Source organism: Polynucleobacter sp. JS-Mosq-20-D10, assembly GCF_018687755.1.
GTDB lineage: Bacteria > Pseudomonadota > Gammaproteobacteria > Burkholderiales > Burkholderiaceae > Polynucleobacter.
Map to the genome: position 1 here is coordinate 1,841,240 of NZ_CP061305.1, position 24,349 is coordinate 1,865,588.

23 protein-coding genes are annotated in these 24,349 nt (G+C 46.3%); 15 read left to right on the forward strand and 8 right to left on the reverse strand.

Going from position 1 to position 24,349, the window contains the following annotated elements; genetic code table 11:
• Positions 1-53 precede the first annotated feature (53 nt).
• From glyQ to FD967_RS09435, 4 genes are read left to right on the forward strand one after another with little or no spacing between them, the layout of a single operon-like run.
• Entirely contained in the window at positions 54-938 is an 885-nt protein-coding gene (gene glyQ, locus FD967_RS09420) for a glycine--tRNA ligase subunit alpha (protein WP_215325783.1), read from the forward strand.
• Positions 939-954: 16 nt separating this feature from the next.
• Positions 955-3,093 (forward strand): glycine--tRNA ligase subunit beta, encoded by a 2,139-nt coding sequence (gene glyS, locus FD967_RS09425; protein WP_215325784.1) that lies wholly within the window; start codon positions 955-957, stop codon positions 3,091-3,093.
• Positions 3,090-3,662, forward strand: coding sequence for a D-glycero-beta-D-manno-heptose 1,7-bisphosphate 7-phosphatase (gene gmhB, locus FD967_RS09430; protein WP_215325785.1), 573 nt, complete (start codon positions 3,090-3,092; stop codon positions 3,660-3,662). The genes glyS and gmhB overlap by 4 nt, the downstream gene beginning before the upstream one ends.
• A gap of 7 nt (positions 3,663-3,669) precedes the next feature.
• Entirely contained in the window at positions 3,670-4,404 is a 735-nt protein-coding gene (locus FD967_RS09435; protein WP_215325786.1) for a 1-acyl-sn-glycerol-3-phosphate acyltransferase, read from the forward strand.
• A gap of 10 nt (positions 4,405-4,414) precedes the next feature.
• Here FD967_RS09435 and rsmA read toward each other — a convergent pair whose 3' ends face one another.
• The 4 genes from rsmA to FD967_RS09455 are packed head-to-tail and all read right to left on the reverse strand — an operon-like array spanning position 4,415 to position 10,173.
• Positions 4,415-5,194 (reverse strand): 16S rRNA (adenine(1518)-N(6)/adenine(1519)-N(6))-dimethyltransferase RsmA, encoded by a 780-nt coding sequence (gene rsmA, locus FD967_RS09440; RefSeq protein ID WP_215325787.1) that lies wholly within the window; start codon positions 5,192-5,194, stop codon positions 4,415-4,417.
• Entirely contained in the window at positions 5,191-6,219 is a 1,029-nt protein-coding gene (gene pdxA / locus FD967_RS09445; protein WP_215325789.1) for a 4-hydroxythreonine-4-phosphate dehydrogenase PdxA, read from the reverse strand. Before pdxA ends, rsmA begins: the two co-directional genes overlap by 4 nt.
• On the reverse strand, positions 6,194-7,639 hold the full coding sequence (locus FD967_RS09450; RefSeq protein WP_251369031.1) for a peptidylprolyl isomerase: 1,446 nt from the start codon (positions 7,637-7,639) through the stop codon (positions 6,194-6,196). Before FD967_RS09450 ends, pdxA begins: the two co-directional genes overlap by 26 nt.
• A complete protein-coding gene (locus FD967_RS09455) occupies positions 7,639-10,173 on the reverse strand; it encodes an LPS-assembly protein LptD (protein ID WP_215325794.1) in 2,535 nt (844 codons plus the stop codon). The genes FD967_RS09450 and FD967_RS09455 overlap by 1 nt, the downstream gene beginning before the upstream one ends.
• Before the next feature lie 33 nt (positions 10,174-10,206).
• On the opposite strand from FD967_RS09455, the gene FD967_RS09460 reads away from it, so the two are divergent.
• From FD967_RS09460 to ruvB, 10 genes are all read left to right on the forward strand, one after another.
• Positions 10,207-11,208 (forward strand): aminoglycoside phosphotransferase family protein, encoded by a 1,002-nt coding sequence (locus tag FD967_RS09460; RefSeq protein ID WP_215325796.1) that lies wholly within the window; start codon positions 10,207-10,209, stop codon positions 11,206-11,208.
• Positions 11,209-11,220: 12 nt separating this feature from the next.
• On the forward strand, positions 11,221-11,937 hold the full coding sequence (murU, locus tag FD967_RS09465; RefSeq protein WP_215325798.1) for an N-acetylmuramate alpha-1-phosphate uridylyltransferase MurU: 717 nt from the start codon (positions 11,221-11,223) through the stop codon (positions 11,935-11,937).
• Positions 11,930-13,300: an aminopeptidase P N-terminal domain-containing protein gene (locus tag FD967_RS09470; RefSeq protein WP_371819291.1), complete on the forward strand. Its 1,371-nt coding sequence runs from the start codon at positions 11,930-11,932 to the stop codon at positions 13,298-13,300. The genes murU and FD967_RS09470 overlap by 8 nt, the downstream gene beginning before the upstream one ends.
• A 31-nt stretch (positions 13,301-13,331) precedes the next feature.
• Positions 13,332-14,489 carry an FAD-dependent monooxygenase gene (locus FD967_RS09475; protein ID WP_215325800.1) on the forward strand — a complete coding sequence of 386 codons (1,158 nt, stop codon included), beginning with the start codon at positions 13,332-13,334 and terminating at the stop codon, positions 14,487-14,489.
• Between the two features lie 150 nt (positions 14,490-14,639).
• Complete coding sequence (dusB, locus tag FD967_RS09480; RefSeq protein WP_215325801.1) at positions 14,640-15,656, forward strand: tRNA dihydrouridine synthase DusB; 1,017 nt, start codon at positions 14,640-14,642, stop codon at positions 15,654-15,656.
• A 26-nt stretch (positions 15,657-15,682) separates the two neighbouring features.
• Positions 15,683-15,922, forward strand: a complete 240-nt coding sequence (locus tag FD967_RS09485; RefSeq protein WP_215325802.1) for a helix-turn-helix domain-containing protein — start codon at positions 15,683-15,685, stop codon at positions 15,920-15,922.
• A 47-nt stretch (positions 15,923-15,969) separates the two neighbouring features.
• On the forward strand, positions 15,970-17,550 hold the full coding sequence (gene purH, locus FD967_RS09490) for a bifunctional phosphoribosylaminoimidazolecarboxamide formyltransferase/IMP cyclohydrolase (protein ID WP_215325803.1): 1,581 nt from the start codon (positions 15,970-15,972) through the stop codon (positions 17,548-17,550).
• Between the two features lie 35 nt (positions 17,551-17,585).
• The gene (ruvC, locus tag FD967_RS09495) at positions 17,586-18,107 is read left to right on the forward strand and encodes a crossover junction endodeoxyribonuclease RuvC (RefSeq protein WP_215325804.1); all 522 of its coding nucleotides are present in this window, start codon (positions 17,586-17,588) and stop codon (positions 18,105-18,107) included.
• Between the two features lie 26 nt (positions 18,108-18,133).
• Positions 18,134-18,718 (forward strand): Holliday junction branch migration protein RuvA, encoded by a 585-nt coding sequence (gene ruvA / locus FD967_RS09500; protein WP_215325806.1) that lies wholly within the window; start codon positions 18,134-18,136, stop codon positions 18,716-18,718.
• A 31-nt stretch (positions 18,719-18,749) separates the two neighbouring features.
• Positions 18,750-19,817 carry a Holliday junction branch migration DNA helicase RuvB gene (gene ruvB / locus FD967_RS09505; protein WP_215325808.1) on the forward strand — a complete coding sequence of 356 codons (1,068 nt, stop codon included), beginning with the start codon at positions 18,750-18,752 and terminating at the stop codon, positions 19,815-19,817.
• A gap of 14 nt (positions 19,818-19,831) precedes the next feature.
• Here ruvB and tyrS read toward each other — a convergent pair whose 3' ends face one another.
• On the reverse strand, positions 19,832-21,064 hold the full coding sequence (tyrS, locus tag FD967_RS09510) for a tyrosine--tRNA ligase (protein WP_215325810.1): 1,233 nt from the start codon (positions 21,062-21,064) through the stop codon (positions 19,832-19,834).
• Positions 21,065-21,153: 89 nt separating this feature from the next.
• Here tyrS and FD967_RS09515 point away from each other — a divergent pair, with 89 nt between their 5' ends.
• Entirely contained in the window at positions 21,154-22,284 is a 1,131-nt protein-coding gene (locus tag FD967_RS09515) for an anhydro-N-acetylmuramic acid kinase (RefSeq protein WP_215325812.1), read from the forward strand.
• 16 nt (positions 22,285-22,300) lie between these two features.
• Here FD967_RS09515 and erpA read toward each other — a convergent pair whose 3' ends face one another.
• The 3 genes from erpA to rpsI all read right to left on the reverse strand — a co-directional run bounded on the left by erpA (position 22,301) and on the right by rpsI (position 24,343).
• Complete coding sequence (erpA, locus tag FD967_RS09520; protein WP_012358423.1) at positions 22,301-22,687, reverse strand: iron-sulfur cluster insertion protein ErpA; 387 nt, start codon at positions 22,685-22,687, stop codon at positions 22,301-22,303.
• 83 nt (positions 22,688-22,770) lie between these two features.
• The gene (gene argC, locus FD967_RS09525; protein ID WP_215325814.1) at positions 22,771-23,829 is read right to left on the reverse strand and encodes an N-acetyl-gamma-glutamyl-phosphate reductase; all 1,059 of its coding nucleotides are present in this window, start codon (positions 23,827-23,829) and stop codon (positions 22,771-22,773) included.
• Between the two features lie 112 nt (positions 23,830-23,941).
• On the reverse strand, positions 23,942-24,343 hold the full coding sequence (gene rpsI, locus FD967_RS09530) for a 30S ribosomal protein S9 (RefSeq protein WP_215325815.1): 402 nt from the start codon (positions 24,341-24,343) through the stop codon (positions 23,942-23,944).
• Positions 24,344-24,349 lie beyond the last annotated feature (6 nt).

Genomic DNA, 24,349 nt, shown 5'->3' on the forward strand with positions numbered 1-24,349 from the left:
TTCCTAGTTCACTAGCTTAGCCATGTAAAATCAAAGGCTTAGCCAGGTACATCATGCTTACTTTTCAGCAAATCATTTTAAAACTCCAAGATTACTGGGACCAACAAGGTTGCGCCCTATTGCAACCTATTGACCTTGAGGTCGGTGCCGGTACATCCCATACAGCTACTTTCTTGAGAGCCATTGGCCCTGAGCCATGGAAAGCAGCATACGTCCAACCTTCACGTAGACCCAAAGATGGTCGCTACGGAGAAAATCCGAATCGCCTGCAGCACTACTACCAGTACCAGGTAGTACTGAAACCTGCACCAGAAAATATTCTTGAGCTCTACTTAGGTTCGCTTGCCGCCTTGGGTCTTGATCTTCAAAAGAATGATGTGCGTTTTGTTGAGGATGATTGGGAAAATCCAACCTTAGGCGCTTGGGGCTTAGGCTGGGAAGTCTGGCTCAATGGTATGGAGGTGACGCAGTTCACCTATTTTCAACAAGTGGGTGGCATCGACTGCAAACCTGTTTTGGGCGAAATCACTTACGGCATTGAGCGCTTGGCAATGTATATCCAAAATTGCTCCAACGTTTACGACCTCGTTTGGGCAGATGGCATCTCTTATGGTGATGTGTACCACCAGAATGAAGTGGAACAGTCTTGCTATAACTTTGAACACTCCAACGCCGATCTCTTGTTTGCCAACTTCACTAACTATGAAAGTGAAGCTAAACGTTTGATGGAGGTGCCATTAGCCTTGCCCGCTTATGAAATGGTACTCAAGGCTGGACATACTTTTAACTTACTGGATGCCCGTGGCGCCATTTCGGTTACCGAGCGTGCAGCCTATATCGGACGCATCCGCAATCTCTCGCGCGCAGTAGCGCAGGCTTACTTTGAGTCTCGTGAGAAATTAGGATTCCCGATGTGCCAACGTCAATCCAAAGCCTAATCAGCTCGATCTAATTATGAGTACACCGAATTCCCTCTCTAAAGCAGACAACCTTCTAATTGAGTTATTTACTGAAGAGCTTCCACCAAAATCATTACGCCGCTTAGGCGATGCTTTTAGTGAGGGTATTTATGCGACTCTGAAGGTCGCAGGCCTCTTGAGTGATCACTCTCTTGCTACTGGCTACGCTACACCGCGTCGCCTTGCGGTTCAAATTACCAATGTCTTGAGCCAAGCTCCAGACTATCCAGTACGTGAAAAATTACTACCGACCAGCATTGCTTTTGATGCCGATGGAAAACCGACTGCACCACTGCAAAAGAAATTGGCCTCTTTGGGCTATGCAGATATCGATCTCTCCACTTTAGAAAAAGCGGGCGAAGGCAAGAATGAAGCGTTGTATCTCAATGTCATTGCAAAAGGTGCGGCATTAGAGCAAACCGCTCAGGAAGCACTCGAGCAAACTCTGAGCAAATTGCCTATCGCCAAAATGATGCATTACCAAGTGCTGCAGAAAAATGGTGAACTAGCAGACGTTGAGTTTGCACGTCCAGCGCACCGCATTATCGCTCTACACGGCAAACAAACATTGCATATCAGCGCATTAGGCATTGACGCAGAAAACCAAACAGAAGGTCACCGCTTTCTGGCTCCAGGCGCCATTACTATTGCCTCTGCAGATCAGTATGAATCTGACCTCACCACTAAAGCAAAAGTGTTACCAAGCTTTAACAAGCGCCGTGAATTGATCGAATCCGCATTATTAAAGGCTGCTGGTACTGATTTAGTACTGATGCCAGATAGCCTGTTAGACGAAGTAACTGCCTTAGTAGAGTGGCCAGCAATTTATGAGTGTCACTTTGATCAAGAGTTCCTAGAAGTTCCACAAGAATGCTTGATTCTGACAATGCAGACCAATCAAAAATACTTTGCTCTAACTGATCAACAAGGTAAGTTACGCAATCGCTTCTTAATCGTTTCTAATATTGAGACCGATAAACCAGCAGCAATTATTTCCGGCAATGAGCGTGTAGTACGTCCACGACTTTCCGATGCACGCTTCTTCTTCCAACAAGATCAAAAGCGCCCACTGGCATCTCGCGTAGCTGATCTAGGAAAAGTGGTTTATCACAATCAGCTCGGCAATCAATTAGATCGCACCAAGCGTGTTCAAGGTATTGCTGTTGGTATTGCAAAAACTTTATCGGCTGATGAGACACTTGCTAGCCGTGCTGCTGAGCTTGCTAAAACGGATTTATTAACCGATATGGTTGGTGAGTTCCCAGAGCTCCAAGGCATCATGGGCCGTTACTACGCCACGCATGATGGTGAAAATTCCGAAGTAGCCTCTGCTTGTAGCGAGCATTACATGCCTCGCTTTGCTGGTGATGTATTGCCCCAAACTCAAACCGGCACCATCTTAGCGATTGCCGATAAGCTAGAAACTCTTGTTGGCATTTGGGGTGTTGGCCTTGCACCAACTGGTGATAAAGACCCCTACGCCCTGCGTCGTCATGCTCTTGGAATCTGCCGGCTCTTACTAGAGAAGAATCTCAGCCTCAGTCTGCCTAAGCTCATTGAGCTGGCACGGAAACAATTTCCCCAGAAAGACGTTCAAGAAAAAGCGAAGGCTGAAGATATTTACGCTTTCATTATTGATCGTCTACGTGCTTACTTGCGCGATCAGGCTGTTGCTGGCAAGCCATTCACTACCGAAGAGATTGATGCGGTATTAAGTCAATCACCTGCCCAATTAAATGACTTAATTGATCGCTTAACTGCATTGCGTGAATTTAACGCCTTGGCAGAAGCTGCTCAGTTAGCTGCTGCCAACAAGCGTATCAGCAATATTCTGAAAAAGAATACCACTGCTATTCCAGCGACTTGCTCAAGCAAGCTTTTACAAGTTCCCGCTGAAATCGCCCTATACGAAGTGCTTGAGAAGCTCACCCCAACACTGACCACTGCTTATGAGCAACGTCAGTTTGTCGATCTCTTGAAAGCACTCGTAGCCTTAAGTACTCCAATCGATCAATTCTTTGCCGATGTCATGGTGATGGATCCCAATCCAGAGTTACGCGATAACCGCTTAGCCCTCCTGCAACAACTTCACCAGAAAATGAATCTTATTGCCGACCTCGGCAAATTAGTATGATCATCAGCTCCTCTAAACTAATCATTCTTGATCGCGATGGCGTGATCAATGAAGATCGAGATGATTATGTAAAGTCGAGCGATGAGTGGGTTCCACTACCAGGTAGTCTTGAGGCTATTGCACTACTGAACCAAGCGGGCTATCAAATCGCTGTAGCAACTAATCAATCTGGTTTGGCACGAGGCTATTTCAATATCAATGATCTGCATGCAATGCATAGCAAGATGGATAAACTCCTCAAACCCTTAGGTGGTCATATCGATAGTATTTTCTTTTGCCCCCATACTGACGCCAATGCATGCGATTGCCGTAAGCCTCTACCGGGGATGATGAAGGAGATAGCCCTTCGCTATAAGAAAAATCAAAATGCTTCACCTTTATCAGGGGTGCCGATTGTGGGCGACTCCTTGCGTGACCTGCAGGCGGGAGTTGCGTTGGGTGCCAGCCCGCATTTAGTGCTGACTGGCAAAGGTAGTAAAACCTTAGAAAAAGGCAAGCTTCCCGAGGGGACGCAGATTCATGCGGATTTGATGGCATTTGCTACTGCACTTTTACAAGATCAGGTTTAATGCCAATATGACTTTTATTCGCTCAGCCCTATTTACCCTTTTTTTGCTGATATTCACGCCGATCTGGTCGGTACTTTGTATCCTAGTTTTCCCATTCCTCAATCCCGAGAATCGCTATCGCTTTATTGGACTTTGGAATAAGGTTGTCATCTGGATTTTGCAGCCTCTTTGTGGAATTCGTTACGAAATTCGCGGGATGGAAAACATGATGGCGGTTTTAGATAAGCCCGTTGTTGTTCTTAGCAAACACCAATCTGCTTACGAAACTATTTTCTACATTGCCTTGCTACCTAAGCAAGTATGCTTTGTTTTTAAAAGAGAATTGCTTTGGATTCCCTTTTTTGGCTGGGCTTTAGCTTTACTCAAGATGATTCATATCAATCGCAATAGTAAAGAAACTGCCGCCATCTCCGTTGTAGGTCAAGGGAAAAAACGCTTAAGTGAAGGTAAATGGATCTTATTGTTTCCAGAGGGAACTAGAACGCCTACCGGATCTCACAAGCCCTATAGCAAAGGTGGCGCAAGGCTGGCGAGCGCTACTGAAGCTTTGGTTATTCCGATTGCCCACAATGCCGGTCGTTGCTGGCCTAAGAATAGTTTTCTAAAGCAAGCAGGCACAGTGATCTTCTCAATCGGTCCTGCCATTACCTCTACTGGAAAAACAGGTGGTCAACTTCATCAAGAGGTAGAGAAGTGGATTGAAGCTGAAATGCGGGTGATTGATCCTGCTGCTTACCAGTAAAACCAGAAGTTTAATGGGCTAAAGTTTTAGCCCATTCTATATAGCGCTCCACCGGAATATCTTGAGCACGCGCTTTTAATTCAGATGCAGATAAAGACAGTCGATCAGCAAAGACTGATAAGTTCGTACGCAGCATTTTTCTTCTTTGAGAGAATGCTGCAGCTACTACTTTTTCCAAAGCATGCCACTGCGCACCACTCAAATTAAAATCTCTACGCGGAATCATTCGCACGACAGCCGAATTGACCTTAGGCTGAGGATCAAATGCTTCAGGGGGAACCTCTAAGACTTGCTCCATATCGTAGCGCGCTTGCAACATAACGGAAAGCCGACTGAATTCAGATCCGCCAGCCTTAGAGACCATGCGCTCAACCACTTCAGCTTGCAGCATGAATACCTGCTCATCAATTGCATGGGCAGCAGAAACAAGATGAAAGAGTAATGGAGAGGAGATGTTGTACGGCAGATTTCCAACTACCTTACAAAGACCACTATTAGCTGAGCGTGCATTTGCCCATTCCAGAAAATCAAACTTGAGGGCATCTCCCTCAATGACATTCAGACCCTTGAGATTTTCTTGATTCCAGTAAGCCACCAAATCTCGATCAATTTCTAAAAGATCTAGGTGCTCTAGGTTACTTAATAAAGGCCTTGTTAATGCGCCAAGGCCAGGGCCAATCTCAATCACGTGCATATTTTCACTGGGATTAATTGCTGCAACTATGGAGTAGATGACTCCTGAGTCCTGCAAAAAGTTCTGACCAAATCGTTTACGGGCTTGATGCGTCATGTTGATAGATTCTTTGCGTTCTTTACATTTTCCGCTAGTTGATAGGCGAGTCGCAAAGCCTCTAACATGCTGCCTGGATCTGCAAGACCTTTTCCAGCAATGTCTAGCGCAGTGCCATGATCCACTGAAGTGCGAATAATCGGTAGGCCTAGGGTGACATTCACGCCACCACCAAAACTGACAAACTTGAATGGCGCCAGACCTTGATCGTGATACATCGCAATAAACGCATCCACGCTATCCAAAGCCTTAGCATCAAACATCGTATCCCCTGGATAAGGTCCACTTACTTGAATACCTAAATCTTTAGCAGCCTCAATAGCGGGAATAATGACATCAATTTCTTCGCGCCCAAGATAGCCTGATTCACCTGCATGTGGATTGAGTCCCGCTACCCGAATGACAGGTTTAGCAATGCCAAATTTTGTCCGCAGATCCCGATCGACAATCTGAATGGTTTCCAGAACATACTCTTGGTTGAGAGCACCAGAAACCTCCCTTAAAGGCAGATGGGTTGTGACCAAGGCTACACGAAGGTCACGGCTTTTATGCAAGTCTAAGAAGCCAGATGGTAATGCCGCGCACAACATCATGACAACATGATCTTGATGACAAAGCTTTGCTAGGTATTCCGTATGTCCGGTAAATAAATCCTCATTTGAAGTATTGCCTTGGTTGATCACGCTCTTTTGTATTGGTGCAGTCACCATGGCATCAAAACGACCACCAAGACAGCCCTTAACCGCAGTATCCAGAATACTCAGGACATATTTTGCGTTGGTAGGATTTAATTGACCCGCAGTGACTGGAGAAGCTAGCACAATAGATTCAAGCTTCAAGCGATTAGAAAGTTTTTTAGGGATATCAGTGGCTGAAAATAAGCTGCAATCGCCAAGCAAAGTAATCGTGCTTGCAGGCTGCTCTTGCAAGAAGGCTAATGCAGCTGCAATAGAGACCTCTGGACCAATCCCTGCAGGCTCTCCAGAGCTAATAACGAGATTAACGGGGGCTGGCTGCTGGATCATCTGCGTTAATGATCTTCACCGTAGCAGTGTCGCGTAATTCACGTAACCAATCTTGATAAGCCTGCTCAAATTTACGTTCACGAATGGCTGCTCGGGCGAATTGGCGCTGCTTCTCTACAGTCAACTGCGCTTCACGGCGCTCGAGTACCTGAATTAAATGCCAACCAAATTCAGTCTTCACTGGATTACTGACTTCACCTATTTGCAAGCGATTCATTGCTTGATCAAATTCTGGGACTAAATCACCAGGACCCATCCAACCTAAATTACCTCCATTGGCAGCAGATCCATCTTCAGAATATTTTTTAGCTAAATCGCCGAAATCTGCAGTTTTTGCACGAACCTGATCACGGTAACCCGCAAGGCGTCTTTCAGCATCCTGGTCTGTCAAGCCCGCACGACTACGCAACAAAATATGGCGAGACAAAGTCTGCGTCACCATAATATTTTGCGGGGTGGCAGGACTTTCTTGGGGGGCGGTTTGCTGCGGCTCAGGAGCGCCAGCAACTAGTGCGCGACGGTCTAAGACTTTCAAAACATGATAGCCAGCGGGGCTCTTCACTACAGTATTAGCAACTTGTCCACTGCCTGTATTTCTGACGGCCTCATAAAACAATTGCGGTAGGCGATCTGGGGTACGGTAACCCAAATCTTGAAACTTAATTTTTGGATTATCTTTCGCAGCCATTGCACCTAACTGCAAGAAATCTACATCACCACGCGCTTCACGTAAAAGGACTTCTGCATTCTTCTTTGCCTCAGCCTGAGCACCAGCCCCAGCATTGGCATCTGCAGGAATAAAAATCTGCGCAACGTCGATCTCTTCTGGCTCACCTTTTACAGCAGGGGTCGAGCGTACGGGCTTTCCTCCACCAACTACCGCACGATTGCGATCAGAAATAAAGTTATCTACCTCCGCATCAGAAATCTTGATCTTGCCCTCGACCTCCCGCTCTCGATAACGACTAATAATCACATCATCACGCAACATTTGGCGATAGCGGTCATAAGTACTTCCAGTAGCGGTAATCTGTACCTTTAACTCAGCAAGTGTGAATTTATTCTTGGCAGCAATATCACCAATAATCTTATCCAGCTCTTTATTGCTTAGTGTGACACCTTCTTGCTCAGCATTTTGTAATTGAATTTTTTCAAGGATGAGGCGCTCCAACACTGTCTTGCGCAACGCGGTAGCATCAGGGAGCTTACCTCCCTGCTTTTGCAGAGCAATGATCCGATCATCAATTTCTTTACGTGTCACATAGCCTGTATTCACAACTGCCGCAACACCATCAATGTTCCGAATTTTGCTATCAGCTGAAATCTTTGAGCTTTCTTGCGCAAACGCGAACTGAGGCAGTAAAGCAAGGCCAGCCAAAATTATGGCTGCAAGTGCCTGGTTAAATCGATTCCTACGCATCATTGATAGTTCTCATAAATTGAAGGTGGTATAGGCTTGGAAGTAGGCATATATCCGGGAACATTTAGCTTCATGATATCAACTGGATTACTACCAGCGCTACCAAAACCCCTAAATTCTATTTGGAATAAAACCTGTGTAGTTGTGATTTGTGAGGTGTTGAGCATCTGAGAGTAAGCGCCGCGTAAGGTCCAGCAGTCACGCGTCCACTCTAAAGCCACCAGCGTATTGAGCGTTTTGGTCGTTAAAGCATCGTAACCCCAGCGACCCAACACAGATACTTCACGCGTAATAGGCCATTGCCCTGAAATATTATATTGATCAGTGGTGGTTGCTGCGGGGACAAAAGCCTGGTTATTCTGAAGAGATGCTTGTGTTGGTGGAGTCCAAACATTCCGATAGCCAAAATTCAAGCTTCTTCCAGGCGTAGGTCGCCAACTACCACCTACCGTTGTTTGGACTAAGCGATTCAGCTGAGTGTTGTACTGCCCAAATACATCTGTACTAAAGTTGCCAAGCAGACGAACTGAAGCAGAGCCCAATGTGTCCGAATAGGTTGTAGGATTTGCAATGGTGCCGTTGAGACCTACTTTCTGCCCCGTAAAGGCTTGACGTTGTGCGAGAGTTACGTTGGCTCGTTCTGCGCCTGTATTGGCCTCAATCATGCGACTGGTAATGCCACCAGTCAGTTTATTGTTGTCCGCAATACGGTCATTACCAACGAAAGTATTTTCACTAAAAATTTGACTTACGCCAAAACCGGCATCCGCCGTATCAAACAAAGGAGTTTGAGCCTGACTCTCAAATGGTGTGTAGACATAAAAAGCTCTTGGCTCCATTGTGAGCAACATATCGCGCCCAAAGAAACCTTTTAATTCGGCTGCATCTCTTTCCAATGCCAACCCTGAATCTAAGCTGAATGTGGGAATGGTGAAGCCTTGAGCGGCTGGAGCACCCACAGGGTTGTATGGCGTTACGTTATAGGTGTTTGACTGAAAACTTACTTTCGGAGTGATGTAGTAACCAGGCGTAATCTGGGGAAGAGCAATAGCACCCTTGATCACCGTTCGATCAGCTTGGCTATAAGCGCCCGGAGCAGTTGCCGCCAAGTTACCACCAATGTTATAGGCAAAGCGTGTGAAATCTGTTGAAAAAGTGGTTGCAGGGCCCGTGGGTAAGGTAATGTACTTTCCATTAGTATCTGCAACTGCTGGTGTTAAACGATTGTTATAGGCAGCCGTGACATTCGGCAAAATATTGTATGGAGACTGCACAGTCACGGTAGGGTCAGGCTGTAAAGTCTGGAATGTCATCGCTCTTGCCCCAACAGTCCAATTACTTAAGCTGCCAGTCAAGTTTTTGGAAGTACCAACTTCTTGTCGAAACTGGCTGGTAATTGCGCCGGCCATACTTTGCGAAAAGTCAGTTGGATATAAGTTATCCGAAACCCGCGCGATATTGGCATAACCAGTCCAAGCACCAGCATTGGGGATGCCACCCACACCCAACAAGTCGCCACTAAAGTTTTGCCTCTGCTGCCAGTCATAGCGCCAACGATCAGTGCCAGTCTTTTTATCGTAAGGCAAGTAATCGCCAGCAAATGTTCCAGCATAGTTCGTATCCATGAATCTATGCAATGCGCCTAATTGTGTGCCGCGTTGACTCATATAACGTGGCAACAACAGCAGATCTCGATTTGGTGCGATGCTAACGTAATAGGGTAATGTTGTATCAAAGCCATTATTAGAGTTGTATCCAGCTACTGGCGCCAAAATTCCGGAGCGACGTTGATTAGAGGTTGGTGCAGTGAAGTAAGGCGTGTAGATAATGGGCACATCAAAGAATCGCATGACCCCATGCGTACCAACCATTTCTTTTTGCTCGTTATCAATCTCCAGCGTACTCGCTGTGAAATACCAATCTAAATTTTCTGGAGTACAGGTTGTGTAGGTGGCTGTATCAAACACGAATACATCAGTAGTTTCGATCGTCAGTTTTTTTGCATTACCGCTCGCACGGTTATCACGCAGCTCGTAGTTAGGGGTTTCCATTTCCCCTTCACGAGCATCAACTCTAAAGCGCGCCTTCGGTCCTTTGAATGATGCATTGCCTTTTGAAAACTCCGTATTGCCAGATAAATTAGCTACGTCAGAATCGGGATCATATTTAATTTCATCTGCTTTAATAACTGCGCCATTACGACGAATTTGTGCGCGCCCTTTTAAGCTCATTTCGCGATCAACGATTCCGTCAATCGAGTCACTGGAGGTAAAAGTTAAAGCTTGTCCATCATTAATCGGTTTACCAACTCGTAATTGATCGTCCAGCTTCAAGACAGTAACATCGCCACGATCGGGGATTAAAACGGAATTAGCAGAGCCAGCTAAAGATTGCGCAGAAGGGGGTAAAGGTGCAGGTGCCTGAGCCTGAATTGCGAGTGCAAATTGCGACAGTACAACCCCCATCACTAAGCGCAGGGTAACAGTTTCAAAAAGAGGGGCGCAAAGGCCGGCGCGACGGCGATAATGACTCATAGTTCCAGACCCGCCTTATTATACGAATCGACCATGACTGACTCTCGCTTAGACACCCTCCGCAACTGGCTAAAAGGCCTTGAACCTAGCTGGCAATTAGATCTCCCCACTTTGACCCCTGCCTCGGCAGATGCCAGCTTTAGACGGTATTTTCGGATTGCGTCCAAAAACCCGGATTTTCCAACTTTGATCGTGATGGATGCCCCGCCCCAACATGAGCCTTTAGATAACTTTATTCAGGTTGATTTATTACTCGAAAATGCTGGTTTAAATGTTCCGAAAATCCTAGAAAAGAATGTCGCTGAGGGCTTTCTTTTACTCAACGATCTGGGCGCTAAAACTTATCTTGCAGAACTCAATTTGGAAAGTGCTGACTCTCTCTATAAAGATGCAACACACGCTTTAGTGCAAATGCAATTAGCAAGCAAACCAGATGTGTTGCCAAACTACGATGAGATATTGCTGAAACGTGAGCTAGATTTATTTCCTGAGTGGTATTTAGGAAAACATCTGCACATCGAATTAAGCAAACTTCAGAGCTTGCAGATTCAGCAAGCATTTGAACTGATTATTCAAAATAATCTTGCACAGGCAAAAGTTTATGTCCACCGCGACTACCATTCACGTAATCTGATGGTGACTGAAAAAAATAATCCTGGCGTAATTGATTTTCAAGATGCAGTCTATGGTCCGATCACTTACGATGCATCTTCACTCTGGCGTGATGCTTATATTTTATGGCCTGAAGAACGTGTGATTGATTGGGTCATTAAATTTTGGGAAGAAGGTCGTCAAGTAGGCTTGCCAATGCCAAACGATTTTGGTCAGTTCTATCGTGACTTTGAATGGATGGGTTTACAACGGCATCTGAAGATCTTGGGTATTTTTGCAAGGCTATTTCATCGCGATGGCAAAGATGGCTATCTCAAAGATATTCCCTTGGTACTCGAATATGCGATTGCCACTGCCAATCGCTATATTGAATTAAAGCCCTTGGCACGTATTTTAGAATCGACGCGCCCTGCTCAAGATTAAAAGTCATTCATTATGAATAAGCCCAATCTCATTCCATGCTTTTTACTAGCAGCAGGTCGAGGTGAACGCATGCGTCCCTTGACAGATGAGCTACCCAAACCGCTACTCAGCATCAAAAATAAATCCTTACTTGCCTGGCATTTGGAGGCACTGAGTGCAGCAGGTATTCAGGATGTAGTGATTAATCATGCTTGGCTTGGCAATAAGATTGAAGAGGCCTTAGGGGATGGCAATCGATTTAACCTCAATATCACTTACTCCCCAGAAGCCAACGCCCTTGAAACGGCGGGCGGTATTCGAAGAGCACTGCCCTTACTGAACCCAAGCGATTATTTCCTGGTCATCAATGGGGATGTTTTTAGCCCAAATCTGCCAATTCAGAAGCTCTTAGACCGAGCTTCTGACTTACGAAGTATGCCAAGCAAACCTCTGGCACACCTTTTGATGGTTCCCAACCCAGTACAGCATTCTGAGGGTGACTTTTATATCAAGGACTCCCAGGTAACCAATGAACCACTGGATGGCGCTGAAAAACTCACCTTTTCTGGTATCGGACTCTACCACCGAGACCTTTTCAAGGACTTGGAATTAGATGCGCCTAATAAGCTAGCTCCAATTTTGAGGGAGGCCATGGCTAAAAATAGAGTGTCCGGTGAAAAATATCACGGACCGTGGCACGATGTAGGTACACCCCAACGATTACAAGAACTTAATGCAGCGAATGAATAAATCCGTCATTTACCAACAACGTCGAGTTGAACTCGCAAAACTGATCTGCGCTAAAACTGATGGTGGCGTTGCCATCATCACTACAGCACCTGAGACTGCGCGTAATCGAGATAGTGAGTTTCCCTATCGTCACGACAGTGATTTTTTCTACCTCACTGGCTTTGAAGAGCCAGGTGCTAGCCTCGTACTCAAGATTGCTGGATCAACATCACAACCTCAATTGGAATCACATCTTTTTTGCAGACCTAAAGATGCAGAACGTGAAATTTGGGATGGCATTCGCTTAGGGCCAGACGCGGCTCCTGCAGTTTTAGGTGTGGAATACGCTCACAGCAATCATGATTTAGATAGCAAGCTCAGTGATTTATTGGCCGATCAAGATGCTGTCTATATTCGCCTTTCAGAAAGCGCTGAAATAGATCGTCGCTTACGCCATTGGATGAAACAAGTACGAGCTCAGGCTCGTGCTGGTGTCAATCCTCCTTCAGAATTTCATGATGTAGAAAGTTTGATTCATGAGATGCGTCTTTTTAAAGATGTCCATGAGATTGACATCATGCGTCGTGCCGCCGCGATTTCTGCGCGCGCTCACATTCGTGCCATGCAAGTCTGCAAACCCGGAATGCGTGAATATCATCTCGAAGCAGAGCTACTTCACGAGTTCCGCCACAGCGGGGCACAAAGCGTGGCCTACAACAGTATTGTTGCGGGCGGCGCTAACTCCTGCATCCTGCATTACCGTGCTGGTGATACTGAACTACGTGGCGGAGATCTGTGCCTCATTGACGCAGGTTGCGAGCTTGATAGTTATGCTTCAGATATCACTCGCACATTCCCAGTGAATGGGACATTCACAGGTCAACAACGCGCACTGTATGACATTACGCTTGCATCGCAGGAAGCCGCTATCGCCATGACTAAGCCTGGTAATACATTTATGCAACCACATGAGGCAGCTCTTAAAGTACTCACTCAAGGCTTACTTGATGAGAAGCTGCTAAAGCTTGCGGAATTAGGCTCTCTGGATAATGCACTTGAGACTGGAGCCTATCGTCGCTTTTATATGCACCGTACCTCACATTGGCTGGGCATGGATGTTCATGACGTTGGCTCATATCGCGAACCACTTGACACAGCATCAAGTTCCCCAGAAAAGCCATGGCGCGTTTTGAGGCCAGGCATGGCGCTCACTATCGAGCCAGGTTTATATATTCGTCCTTCTGATGATGTAGATGAGCGCTTTTGGAATATCGGTATCCGCATTGAGGATGATGCCGTAGTGAACGATTCAGGATGTGAATTGATTTCTCGTGGCGTGCCGGTTAAAGCTGATGAAATCGAAGCACTCATGAAAAATAATTAAAACGCTAACAATACAAAGCAGATTACCAAGCATGTCAACGGAGAATTTCGATATTGTGATTCAGGGCGGTGGGCCAGTAGGCTTAGCCTGTGCAGCATGGTGCTTGCAAAAATTTCCTGAAGCCAATATCGCTCTACTGGATCGTAATCCTGTGGATGATGAAGATTTAGCTACTGCTGATAGCAGGGGGGTGGCCCTATCGCACGGCAGCAAGCTGTTGTTAGACACCATCAATGCATGGCCTACTGAATGCGCTGATATTCATCGGGTACATGTATCGCAAGCGGGCCGCTTTGGTCGCGCTTTGATGACTCGTGAAGAACTTGGTCAAAAAGCCTTAGGCCACATCATTCGTTATCGTGATATTCATCTCACGCTGCGCAAAGCCTTAAGAGCTATTCAAGCCAATAGCCCCCATTTTGTTTGGAGACATATTGATACCAATACCGATGTTGAAAATATTCAAGCCAAATGTGTAGTTCATGCTGAAGGTGGTTTATTTAAAACCCAAGACTGGGTGGAATCTGGCAGAGACTATGAACAATCTGCCTTAGTCGGCTTAGTCGAGGTTGAGAATGGGTCACCCTTCCAAGCGTGGGAGCGCTTCACTTCTGAAGGGCCTTTGGCTGTTCTACCCAGTCACTACGGCCCTAATATTCTGAATCTGATTTGGTGCGGAACCCCAAGCTCATCACAAGCACGGCTGGCTTTAAGTGACGCTGATTTTCTGAAAAGCTTGCAAGTCGAGTTTGGCTCACGCATTGGACAATTTCTCAAAATCCAAGATCGCCGACTTTACGATCTAGGACTCAATTACCGCAAAGAAATTACTCAAGGCAAGGAGGTTTGGATTGGTAATGCTGCCCAGACCTTGCATCCCGTTGCGGGACAAGGTCTTAACCTTGGATTACGGGATGCTTATCTCTTGGCGGAAAAACTCAGCATCCTCTTCTCCAAGCCTGAGGATCAAAAAACCCCTCTAGCCATCGAAACTACCTTGCAGGAGTATGCTCAAAGTCGTAAGCTCGATCGGTCTGCCACCATAGGTCTAACTGACTTCATGGCCAGAATCTTTACCTCCAACCTACTGCCTATTGTGGTTGGCCGTGGATTGGCCTTAACAGCTCTCCAATGGCTCCCTCCCCTCAAAACAGCTCTAGCTCGGCAGATGATGTTTGGCAGGCGCTAAGAGGCTGGAATAGCCTCCACGATACAAATACTCCCTGTGTGACTTTTGTCATAGAGTGTGCCTATTTTTTAGGCAAATGCAGACTGATTTGTGCTAAAGTGTCACCCTTTCCCCAGCACTAAAAAACCTCCGGAACCCAGCCCAAAACACATGAAGATTGGCCCACACCTTCTCGCAAATAAATTGTTTGTTGCCCCAATGGCCGGGGTAACGGATCGTCCATTTCGTCAGCTTTGCAAAAAACTCGGTGCTGGTTATGCCGTATCTGAAATGATCGCCTCGAATGCATTGCTTTGGAAGAGCGAGAAAACCCAGCGTCGCGCTAACCACCAAGGTGAATTTAAGCCTATCGCAGTCCAAATTGCTGGCGCTGATCCGAAGATGATGGCTGCAGCCGCCAAACTGAACGTCGATCATGGCGCCCAAATTATTGATATCAATATGGGTTGCCCAGCCAAAAAGGTATGTAATGTTGCGGCTGGTTCCGCACTACTAAGAGATGAGCCTTTGGTGCAGCAAATTTTAGAAGCCGTAGTTCAGGCTGTAGGAGTAGGTCCTGATGCTGTACCTGTGACCTTGAAAATTCGAACAGGTTGGGATCGTGAGCATAAAAATGCGATTTATATTGCGCGTCTGGCTGAGCAATCCGGCATCTCCATGCTGACCGTTCACGGTCGCACACGAGCTGATTTATATCACGGTGAAGCTGAATACGAGACCATTACTGCGGTGAAGAATAGTGTTGCCATTCCAGTAGTTGCCAATGGCGACATCACCACTCCAGAAAAAGCACAGTTTGTTTTAAAAGAAACTGGTGCCGATGCCATTATGATTGGTCGTGCTGCTCAGGGACGTCCTTGGATTTTTCGTGAGATTAATCATTTTCTGGAAACGGGCGGAAAATTACCAACACCGCAGATTAATGAAATTCAAGAGATCATGAATGCTCATCTCATTGATCATTATGAGTTTTATGGTGAATATGTCGGCTTGCGCACAGCGCGTAAGCACATCGGCTGGTACTGTAAGGGATTGCGTGACTCCCATGCCTTCCGCCAAAGAATGAATACTGCCGATGATTGCAAAACTCAATTACAAATGGTGAATGATTTTTTCAATGAAATGAAATCCCATTCAGATCATTTGTTATTTTTAGAAGCAGCCTAAATTTAGGTTTTTTATTTAATTTATCCATGACCAATAAGCACCCCATCACCGAATGTATTGAGACCCAACTCCAAGCTTACTTGGATGATCTCAAAGGAACACCTCCATCCGACTTATACCAAATGGTTCTCGCAGTGGTTGAAAAGCCGATGCTCGAATTAGTAATGCAGCACGCAAAGCAGAATCAATCTTTGGCGGCACAATACCTTGGCATCAACCGCAATACGCTTCACAAGAAGTTAGTTGAGCACCAGCTCCTGAAATAAGTCAGACCCTATTTGCAAAATCTTGATTAATCAAACCCTCTAAAAATATGATCCGCACAGCCTTACTCTCTGTTTCTGATAAAAATGGCATTGTGCCCTTCGCCAAAGCCCTCCATGAGCAAGGCATCAAGCTAATCTCTACTGGTGGCACTGCAAAACTACTGGCTGAAAATAATTTACCTGTAGTGGAAGTATCTTCTCTTACTAAGTTTCCAGAGATGCTCGATGGTCGCGTGAAGACCTTGCATCCAATGGTGCATGGTGGCTTATTAGCCCGCCGAGATTTTCCTGAGCATATGGCTGCATTGAAAGCACATGGCATCGATACGATCGACATGCTCGTCATTAACCTCTATCCATTTAATGAAACAGTTGCTAAAGCAGATTGTTCATTTGAAGATGCAGTTGAGAACATTGATATTGGTGGTCCAGCGATGTTGCGTGCTGCTGCCAAGAACCATCAAGATGTGACTGTGTTGATTTCTCCAGAAGATTACGCTCCTGTTCTCAAAGAGATGAGAGCCAATAAGAACAGAGTGTCTTATCAGACCAACTTGGGTCTAGCTAAGAAAGTATTTTCTCATACTGCTCAATATGATGGTGCTATTGCTAACTATCTCTCATCACTAGGTGATGACTTAGAACACAAGACACGTTCTGCCTATCCAGAAACGCTCCATCTTGCCTTTGAAAAAGTACAAGAGATGCGTTACGGTGAGAATCCACACCAATCCGCAGCTTTCTACAAAGATATCTATCCAGTTGATGGTGCACTTGCTAATTACAAACAACTGCAAGGCAAGGAGTTGTCCTATAACAATATTGCTGATGCTGACTCTGCTTGGGAATGCGTCAAGAGCTTTACTGGTAACGCTAGTGGTGCCGCAGCCTGCGTCATCATCAAACATGCCAACCCTTGTGGCGTAGCTGTTGCTGCCAATACCCTTGAGGCATATCAAAAGGCATTCAAGACTGATCCAAGCTCAGCCTTCGGTGGAATTATTGCCTTCAACGTACCATGCGATGGCGCTACAGCTGAAGCAATCTCTAAGCAGTTTGTAGAGGTGTTAATTGCACCTAGCTTTAGTGCTGAAGCTAAAACCCTCTTTGCTACGAAACAAAATGTGCGCCTCCTAGAGATTCCTTTTGGCACTGCATTTAATGCTTTTGACTTCAAACGCGTGGGCGGTGGCTTACTAGTGCAATCCCCCGATGCGAAGAATGTTCTTGAAAATGAAATGCGTGTTGTCAGCAAGCGTCTTCCAACCCCAAGTGAAATGCACGACATGATGTTTGCATGGCGTGTTGCGAAGTTTGTGAAGTCTAACGCGATTGTGTATTGCGCTAACGGCATGACGCTTGGTATTGGCGCCGGCCAAATGAGCCGTGTCGACTCTGCTCGTATGGCAAGCATTAAGGCTGAGAATGCAGGCTTAAGTCTTAAAGGCTCTGCAGTGGCAAGTGATGCTTTCTTCCCATTTCGCGATGGCTTAGATGTGGTGGTGAATGGTGGTGCAAGTTGTGCCATTCAGCCTGGTGGCAGTATGCGTGATGATGAAATCATTGCGGCAGCCAATGAACATGGCATCGCTATGATCTTTACTGGTACTCGTCACTTCCGTCACTAAGCAATACAGTAAACAAGAGAATATTCAAAACACTCATGCGCTGGATAGGAATCGACCCAGGTCTAAGAACAACCGGTTTTGGCGTCATTGATGTTGATGGCCAAAAGCTGAACTATGTAGCCTCTGGAACGATTGAAAGTGGTGATCCAGCACAAGGACTTCCTGAAAGATTGGGAATCTTGTACGCAGGCATTAAAGAGGTTTTAGGGACCTACCACCCAGAGCAAGCTGCTATCGAAGAAGTATTTCTGAACGTCAATCCTCGTTCCACCCTCATGCTGGGACAAGCTCGTGGTGCGGTGATTGCAGCTTTAGTCTCAGATAAGCTTCCCGTTGCTGAATACAGCGCACTGAGAGTAAAGCAGTCCATCGTGGGAACTGGTAGAGCTACTAAGCCACAAGTTCAAGAAATGGTGAAACGTTTACTGCGCCTAAGCCGTGCGCCTGGAACAGACGCAGCAGATGCTTTAGGGGTAGCTATTTGCGCTGCTCACCATGCCCAAATACCAAAAGTAATTGCTACTGCGCTTGCGCCCAAAAAGAGTAGCAAGAAATAACAATCCAAACAGGTTAAGATCTTTACATGATTGGTCGCATACAAGGCATTCTCGTTTCAGTTCATCCACCCCGCCTCTTGGTAGATTGCCAAGGTGTTGGCTATGAGATCGATGTGCCCATGAGCACCCTGTACCAACTGCCAGAGACCAATCAAACAATTACACTACTGACCCACTTCCAAGTCCGAGAAGATGCGCAGCAGCTCTTTGGCTTTGCTACTGAAACTGAGCGTGAAGCATTTAGACAACTGATCAAGATCAGCGGCGTTGGTTCACGCACGGCACTTGCGGTACTTTCTGGCATGAGCGTCAATGAATTGGCGCAAGCGATTGCCATGCAAGAGGCAGGGCGCCTAACTCAAGTACCTGGTATTGGCAAAAAGACTGCTGAGCGTCTATGCCTTGAACTTAAAGGAAAATTAGCTCCGGATTTAGGAATTGTTGGCGGTAAGCCCCAGGTAGTTGAAGCAAGCAGCGAGGTATTACAAGCCCTCTTGGCGCTGGGTTATTCTGAAAAAGAGGCTCATCTCGCTCTCAAACAAATTCCGTCAGATACCACCGTATCAGATGGCATCCGCATGGGCCTGAAATACCTCTCGAAGTCTTCATAACTAGTCACCCAAACACCACTACACTTGCAGTATGGCAATCCACACAGAAGACCTCAGCTCAATCCCCGAAGATTTACCAGAAGGCAATGACCGCATCGTTAGCGGTGCAGTAGGTAATTCTGAAGCCGTTTTTGAAAGAGCCTTGCGCCCAAAACAACTTGATGAGTATGTTGGCCAAACCAAGGCTCGCACCCAATTAGAGATTTTTATTACCGCGACTAGAGCAAGACAAGAAGCGCTTGATCATGTTCTACTCTTTGGCCCTCCAGGGCTTGGTAAAACTACCCTAGCCCATATCATCGCCAGAGAGCTTGGTGTGAACTTACGCCAAACTAGTGGACCAGTTCTAGATAGGCCTGGTGACCTTGCGGCATTGCTAACCAATTTAGAAGCAAACGATGTCCTCTTTATTGACGAGATTCATCGCCTCTCTCCGGTAGTTGAAGAAATTCTCTATCCCGCTCTTGAGGACTACAGCTTAGATATCATGATTGGTGAAGGCCCTGCAGCGCGTAGCGTGAAGATTGATCTCAAACCGTTTACTTTAATTGGTGCAACCACTCGCGCTGGCATGCTAACTAATCCACTGCGCGATCGTTTTGGTATCGTGGCAAGACTCGAGTTCTACACCACTGAAGAACTCACCAAAATTATTACGCGCTCCGCTAGCTTACTCAAAGCTGATATTGACCCCGAAGGATCAATTGAGATTGCGAAGCGTGCTAGAGGCACTCCTCGTATCGCTAATCGCCTATTGCGTCGGGTGCGTGACTACGCCGAAGTAAAAGGGACCGGCACCATCACTAAAGCAATGGCTGATGCAGCGTTGAAAATGCTAGATGTTGATCCTAGTGGCTTTGATGTGATGGATCGCAAATTACTGGAAGCCATCTTGCATAAGTTTGATGGTGGCCCTGTAGGTATTGATAACTTAGCAGCTGCGATTGGCGAAGAACGTGACACCATTGAGGATGTCTTAGAGCCTTACTTAATTCAACAAGGCTACCTACAAAGAACCTCTAGAGGCAGAGTGGCAACGCGTCAGGCTTATGAGCACTTTGGGCTCACACCACCAAGTAACTCCGCAATAGAGTCCTAAGACTTAATTCAAACTTAAGTCAGGCTAACCTTAGCAAACTTACGTTTGCCTACCTGCACAACATAGGTACCGGCCTGAACCTTAAATTGCTTATCAGCAACTGTTACGCCATTAATCTTTACGCCGTTCTGCTCGATGTTCCGCATGGCTTCTGATGTAGATGGGGCAAGGCCTGCAGCTTTGAGTAGGTTAGCAATACCTATCGGTGCACCCGAAATATTGACTTCAAGAATGTCATCTGGCACACCGCCTTTGGCTCGATGATTAAAGTCTTCCAAAGCTTTTTGAGCAGCAGCTTGCGAATGGAAACGGGCGACGATTTCTTGTGCGAGTAGCACTTTACAATCTTTAGGGTTTCTGCCGGCAGCAACTTCTTGCTTCATTAAATCAATTTCAGCCATAGGGCGGAATGACAGTAATGTGAAGTAATCCCACATCAATTCATCGGAGATACTCAAGAGCTTGCCAAACATCTCACCAGCAGGCTCGCTGATACCAATGTAATTACCTTTGGACTTACTCATCTTATCCACGCCATCCAAACCAACGAGGAGTGGCATTGTCAAAATACATTGTGGCTCTTGGCCATACTCACGTTGGAGCTCGCGCCCAACTAAGAGATTGAATTTCTGATCAGTACCGCCAAGCTCTAAGTCACTCTTCAAAGCAACAGAGTCGTAGCCTTGCATCAACGGATATAAGAACTCATGCACGGAAATGGGTACGCCACTACGGTAGCGCTTGGTAAAGTCATCGCGCTCCAACATTTGCGCAACAGTATATCGAGCCGCCAGCTGAATCATGCCGCGTGCACCCAGTGGATCACACCACTCACTGTTATAGCGGACTTCAGTTTTAGCGGGGTCGAGCACCATGCTCGCTTGACGATAGTAAGTCTGAGCATTGACAGCAATTTCTTCAGCAGTCAGTGGAGGGCGTGTTGCATTCCGTCCAGAAGGATCACCAATCATGCTCGTGAAATCACCAATCAAGAAAATCACGGTATGACCTAAATCTTGGAGCTGACGTAACTTGTTCAAAACAACCGTATGACCCAAATGAATATCAGGCGCAGTAGGATCTAAACCCAACTTAATACGCAAAGGGGCGCCTGTTGCCTGACTCTTAGCTAGCTTTTGAATCCAATCGGTCTCAACCAATAACTCATCACAACCCCTTTTTGTTATTTCAAGGGCTGCAAAAACTTCGGGGGTCAGTGGGTATTTTTGTTCTGGTTTAGCCGTCATGCTGTATTGGTGGACTGATTGGGTTAAATTAGTATTTAGATTGCTAAAGCATAATTGTCGCATTCCTGAGAATAAAGCCCTGATACCGCATGAATAAGCCCCACACCCTCTACATTGGCCTGATGTCTGGCACCAGCCTAGATGGGATAGATGCTGTACTGGCAAAGATTGGGGCGGCTGGTGATACCAGCCTTTTAGGGTCCATGAGCACTGTATTTACTCCTGAGTTACGTAAAGCCCTTTTGGACTTACAGAGTCCTGGTCTAAACGAGATTCACCGGGAAAATCAGGCCGCCAATGCCCTCGCACTAGCCTATGCAGATGCAGTCAAGCATTTGCTCGCCCAGAATAATCTTGCTCCTGCAGATATCAGTGCAATTGGTGCCCATGGCCAGACCATTCGCCATCAAGCTGATCTTGCTCATCATCTGGCTTATACGCACCAGACTCTCAACCCAGCGCTTCTTGCAGAGCTAACCGGAATTGATGTCGTCGCAGACTTTAGAAGTCGGGACCTCGCTGCTGGTGGTCATGGCGCCCCCTTAGTGCCAGCCTTTCATGCACAACAGTTTGCTACAGATAACAATATTGCCGTATTAAACCTCGGCGGCATTGCCAATCTCACCCTCCTGCCCAGCAAGGGTGAAGTAAGGGGATTTGATTGTGGTCCGGGCAATATGTTAATGGATGCCTGGATTGCAGATCAACAAGGGCATACCTTTGATGAGAATGGTACCTGGGCATCACAAGGAAAAGTCAATCAAGCACTACTTATAAGAATGATGACTGATTCATTTTTTGCAAAAGTACCGCCAAAAAGTACAGGCCGTGACGACTTTCATTTGGAGTGGCTGCAAAAGCACATTGGTTCAGAAAACATCAACTCGGAAGATGTACAAGCGACGCTATTGCAACTGACTGTGGACTCGTCACTCCAAGCAGTGCTTCGTTATGCACCGCAAACCCAGACTCTCATTATCTGTGGTGGTGGTACCCGCAATACTGCATTACTAGATGCATTTAAAATCAGAGCTAAAGCAGTATTTAAAAACTCGCTCGATATTATGACCAGTGATGCACTTGGAATTGATCCCCAACTAGTAGAAGGTCTTGCGTTCGCATGGTTAGCATGGGCTCATAAAGAAAAACGGCCAGCAAATCTGCCAGCCGTTACGGGAGCGAAAGGCCCTAGAATCCTAGGCGCTTGCTATCCTGCTTAAGTGATTAAGCTTGTTCTTATGCGGAGAAAGAAGAGCCACAACCACAAGTTGTTTGCGCGTTAGGATTCTTGATCACAAACTGTGAGCCGTTGATATCTTCCTTGTAATCAATCTCAGCACCAACTAAATATTGGAAGCTCATTGAATCCACCAACAAAGTCACGCCATTTTTTTCAAATAGGGTGTCATCTTCATTCACAGCATCATCAAATGTAAAGCCGTATTGAAATCCTGAACAACCGCCGCCCTGAACGAACACGCGTAGCTTCAATTCTGGATTCCCTTCTTCAGCAATCAAGTCAGCCACTTTTGCAGCAGCGCTGTCCGTAAATACCAGTGGGGTTGGTGGCTCGGCTAAGTCTTGTGCTGGTTGTGCAGTTTCTTGCGTAGCTAATTGGGTCATGATTTACTCCTAATTCAAAAGGCGATCGTTTATTTTAGGCTTTTAATTCCAAGCTTGCTGAAGGGTCTTTGTAACTGCTTCCATTATGGTGAAACAGCAATCTGTGTCAATCCAGTGGTCTCAGGCAGCCCAAACATCAGGTTCATGCACTGAATGCCTTGGCCAGAAGCACCCTTCACTAGGTTATCCTCAACCACCAAAATCACTAAAGTATCACCGTCACCGGGACGATGGATGGCGATCCGCAAGCCATTACTACCTCGCACAGAGCGTGTTTCTGGATGGCTACCAGCCGGCATGACATCCACAAAAGGCTCGCCTTTATAGAAATCCTCATAGAGCTTTTGGAAATCTATTTTCATTCCAGCCTCAGTCAAACGCACATACAAGGTTGAATGAATACCCCTAATCATTGGCGTCAGATGCGGCACAAATGTCAGACCAATCTGATCGTGACCGGCGATAGCCTTCAAGCCCTGGACAATTTCTGGAAGATGGCGATGGCCTTTAACAGCGTAAGCTTTAAAGTTATCACCAGATTCTGATAATAAAGTCCCAATTTCTGCCTTACGTCCAGCACCTGAAGTGCCCGACTTAGAGTCAGAAATAATATGCGTGCCATCAATCAGCTGTTTACCACCAGTAGACTTTGGTGAAAGCAATGGAGCCAGTCCCAGTTGAACAGAAGTGGGATAGCAGCCAGCTAAACCCACGACGCGGGCTTTTTTAATTGCTTCACGATTGATTTCTGCCAAACCATAAACTGCTTCAGCCAAAATTTCTGGGCAGCCATGTTCCATGCCATACCACTTAGCAAATTCTTTGACATCTTTTAAACGGAAGTCGGCAGCCAGATCCAAAATCTTCACATTGTTAGCAAGTAATTCTTTCGCTTGTGCCATTGCTACGCCATGTGGCGTTGCAAAGAACACAACATCGCATTCATTTAATTTGGCTTCATCCGGTGTGGTGAACTTGAGATCAATGCGACCACGCAAAGAGGGAAACATCTCGGCCACTGGCATGCCAGCTTCTGTGCGAGAGGTAATTGCCTGAATCTTGACTTCGGGATGCTGCGCCAACAAGCGCAGTAGCTCCACCCCGGTATATCCAGTGCCACCTACAATGCCAACTTTAATCATGCCATTCTCCAAAATACCGACAGATGAATTTTATCCTTCTAATACCTAGATTGTAGAAACAAAAAGGGCCGCTTGCGCGACCCTTTCGATAAAACTGAAGCGACTGAAAGAATTAGCGCTTGCTGAACTGCTTACGACGACGCGCGCCATGCAGACCAACTTTTTTACGCTCAACTTCACGAGCATCGCGAGTCACCAAACCTGCTTTAGACAGAGTTGGCTTCAAAGTGTTGTCGTAGTCGATCAATGCACGAGTAACACCGTGACGAACTGCACCAGCTTGGCCAGTTTCACCGCCACCGCTAACATTTACTTTGATATCAAAGGTTGTTAGGTGGGCTGTGAGAGCCAAAGGCTGACGAGCGATCATGCGTGATGTTTCGCGAGCAAAGTAAGCATCGATAGGTTTACCGTTAACAGTAATCTCACCTTTGCCAGATTTAATGAATACACGTGCTACAGAGCTCTTGCGACGACCTGTACCGTAATTCCAATTTCCGTAATTAATAGCCATTTGGTT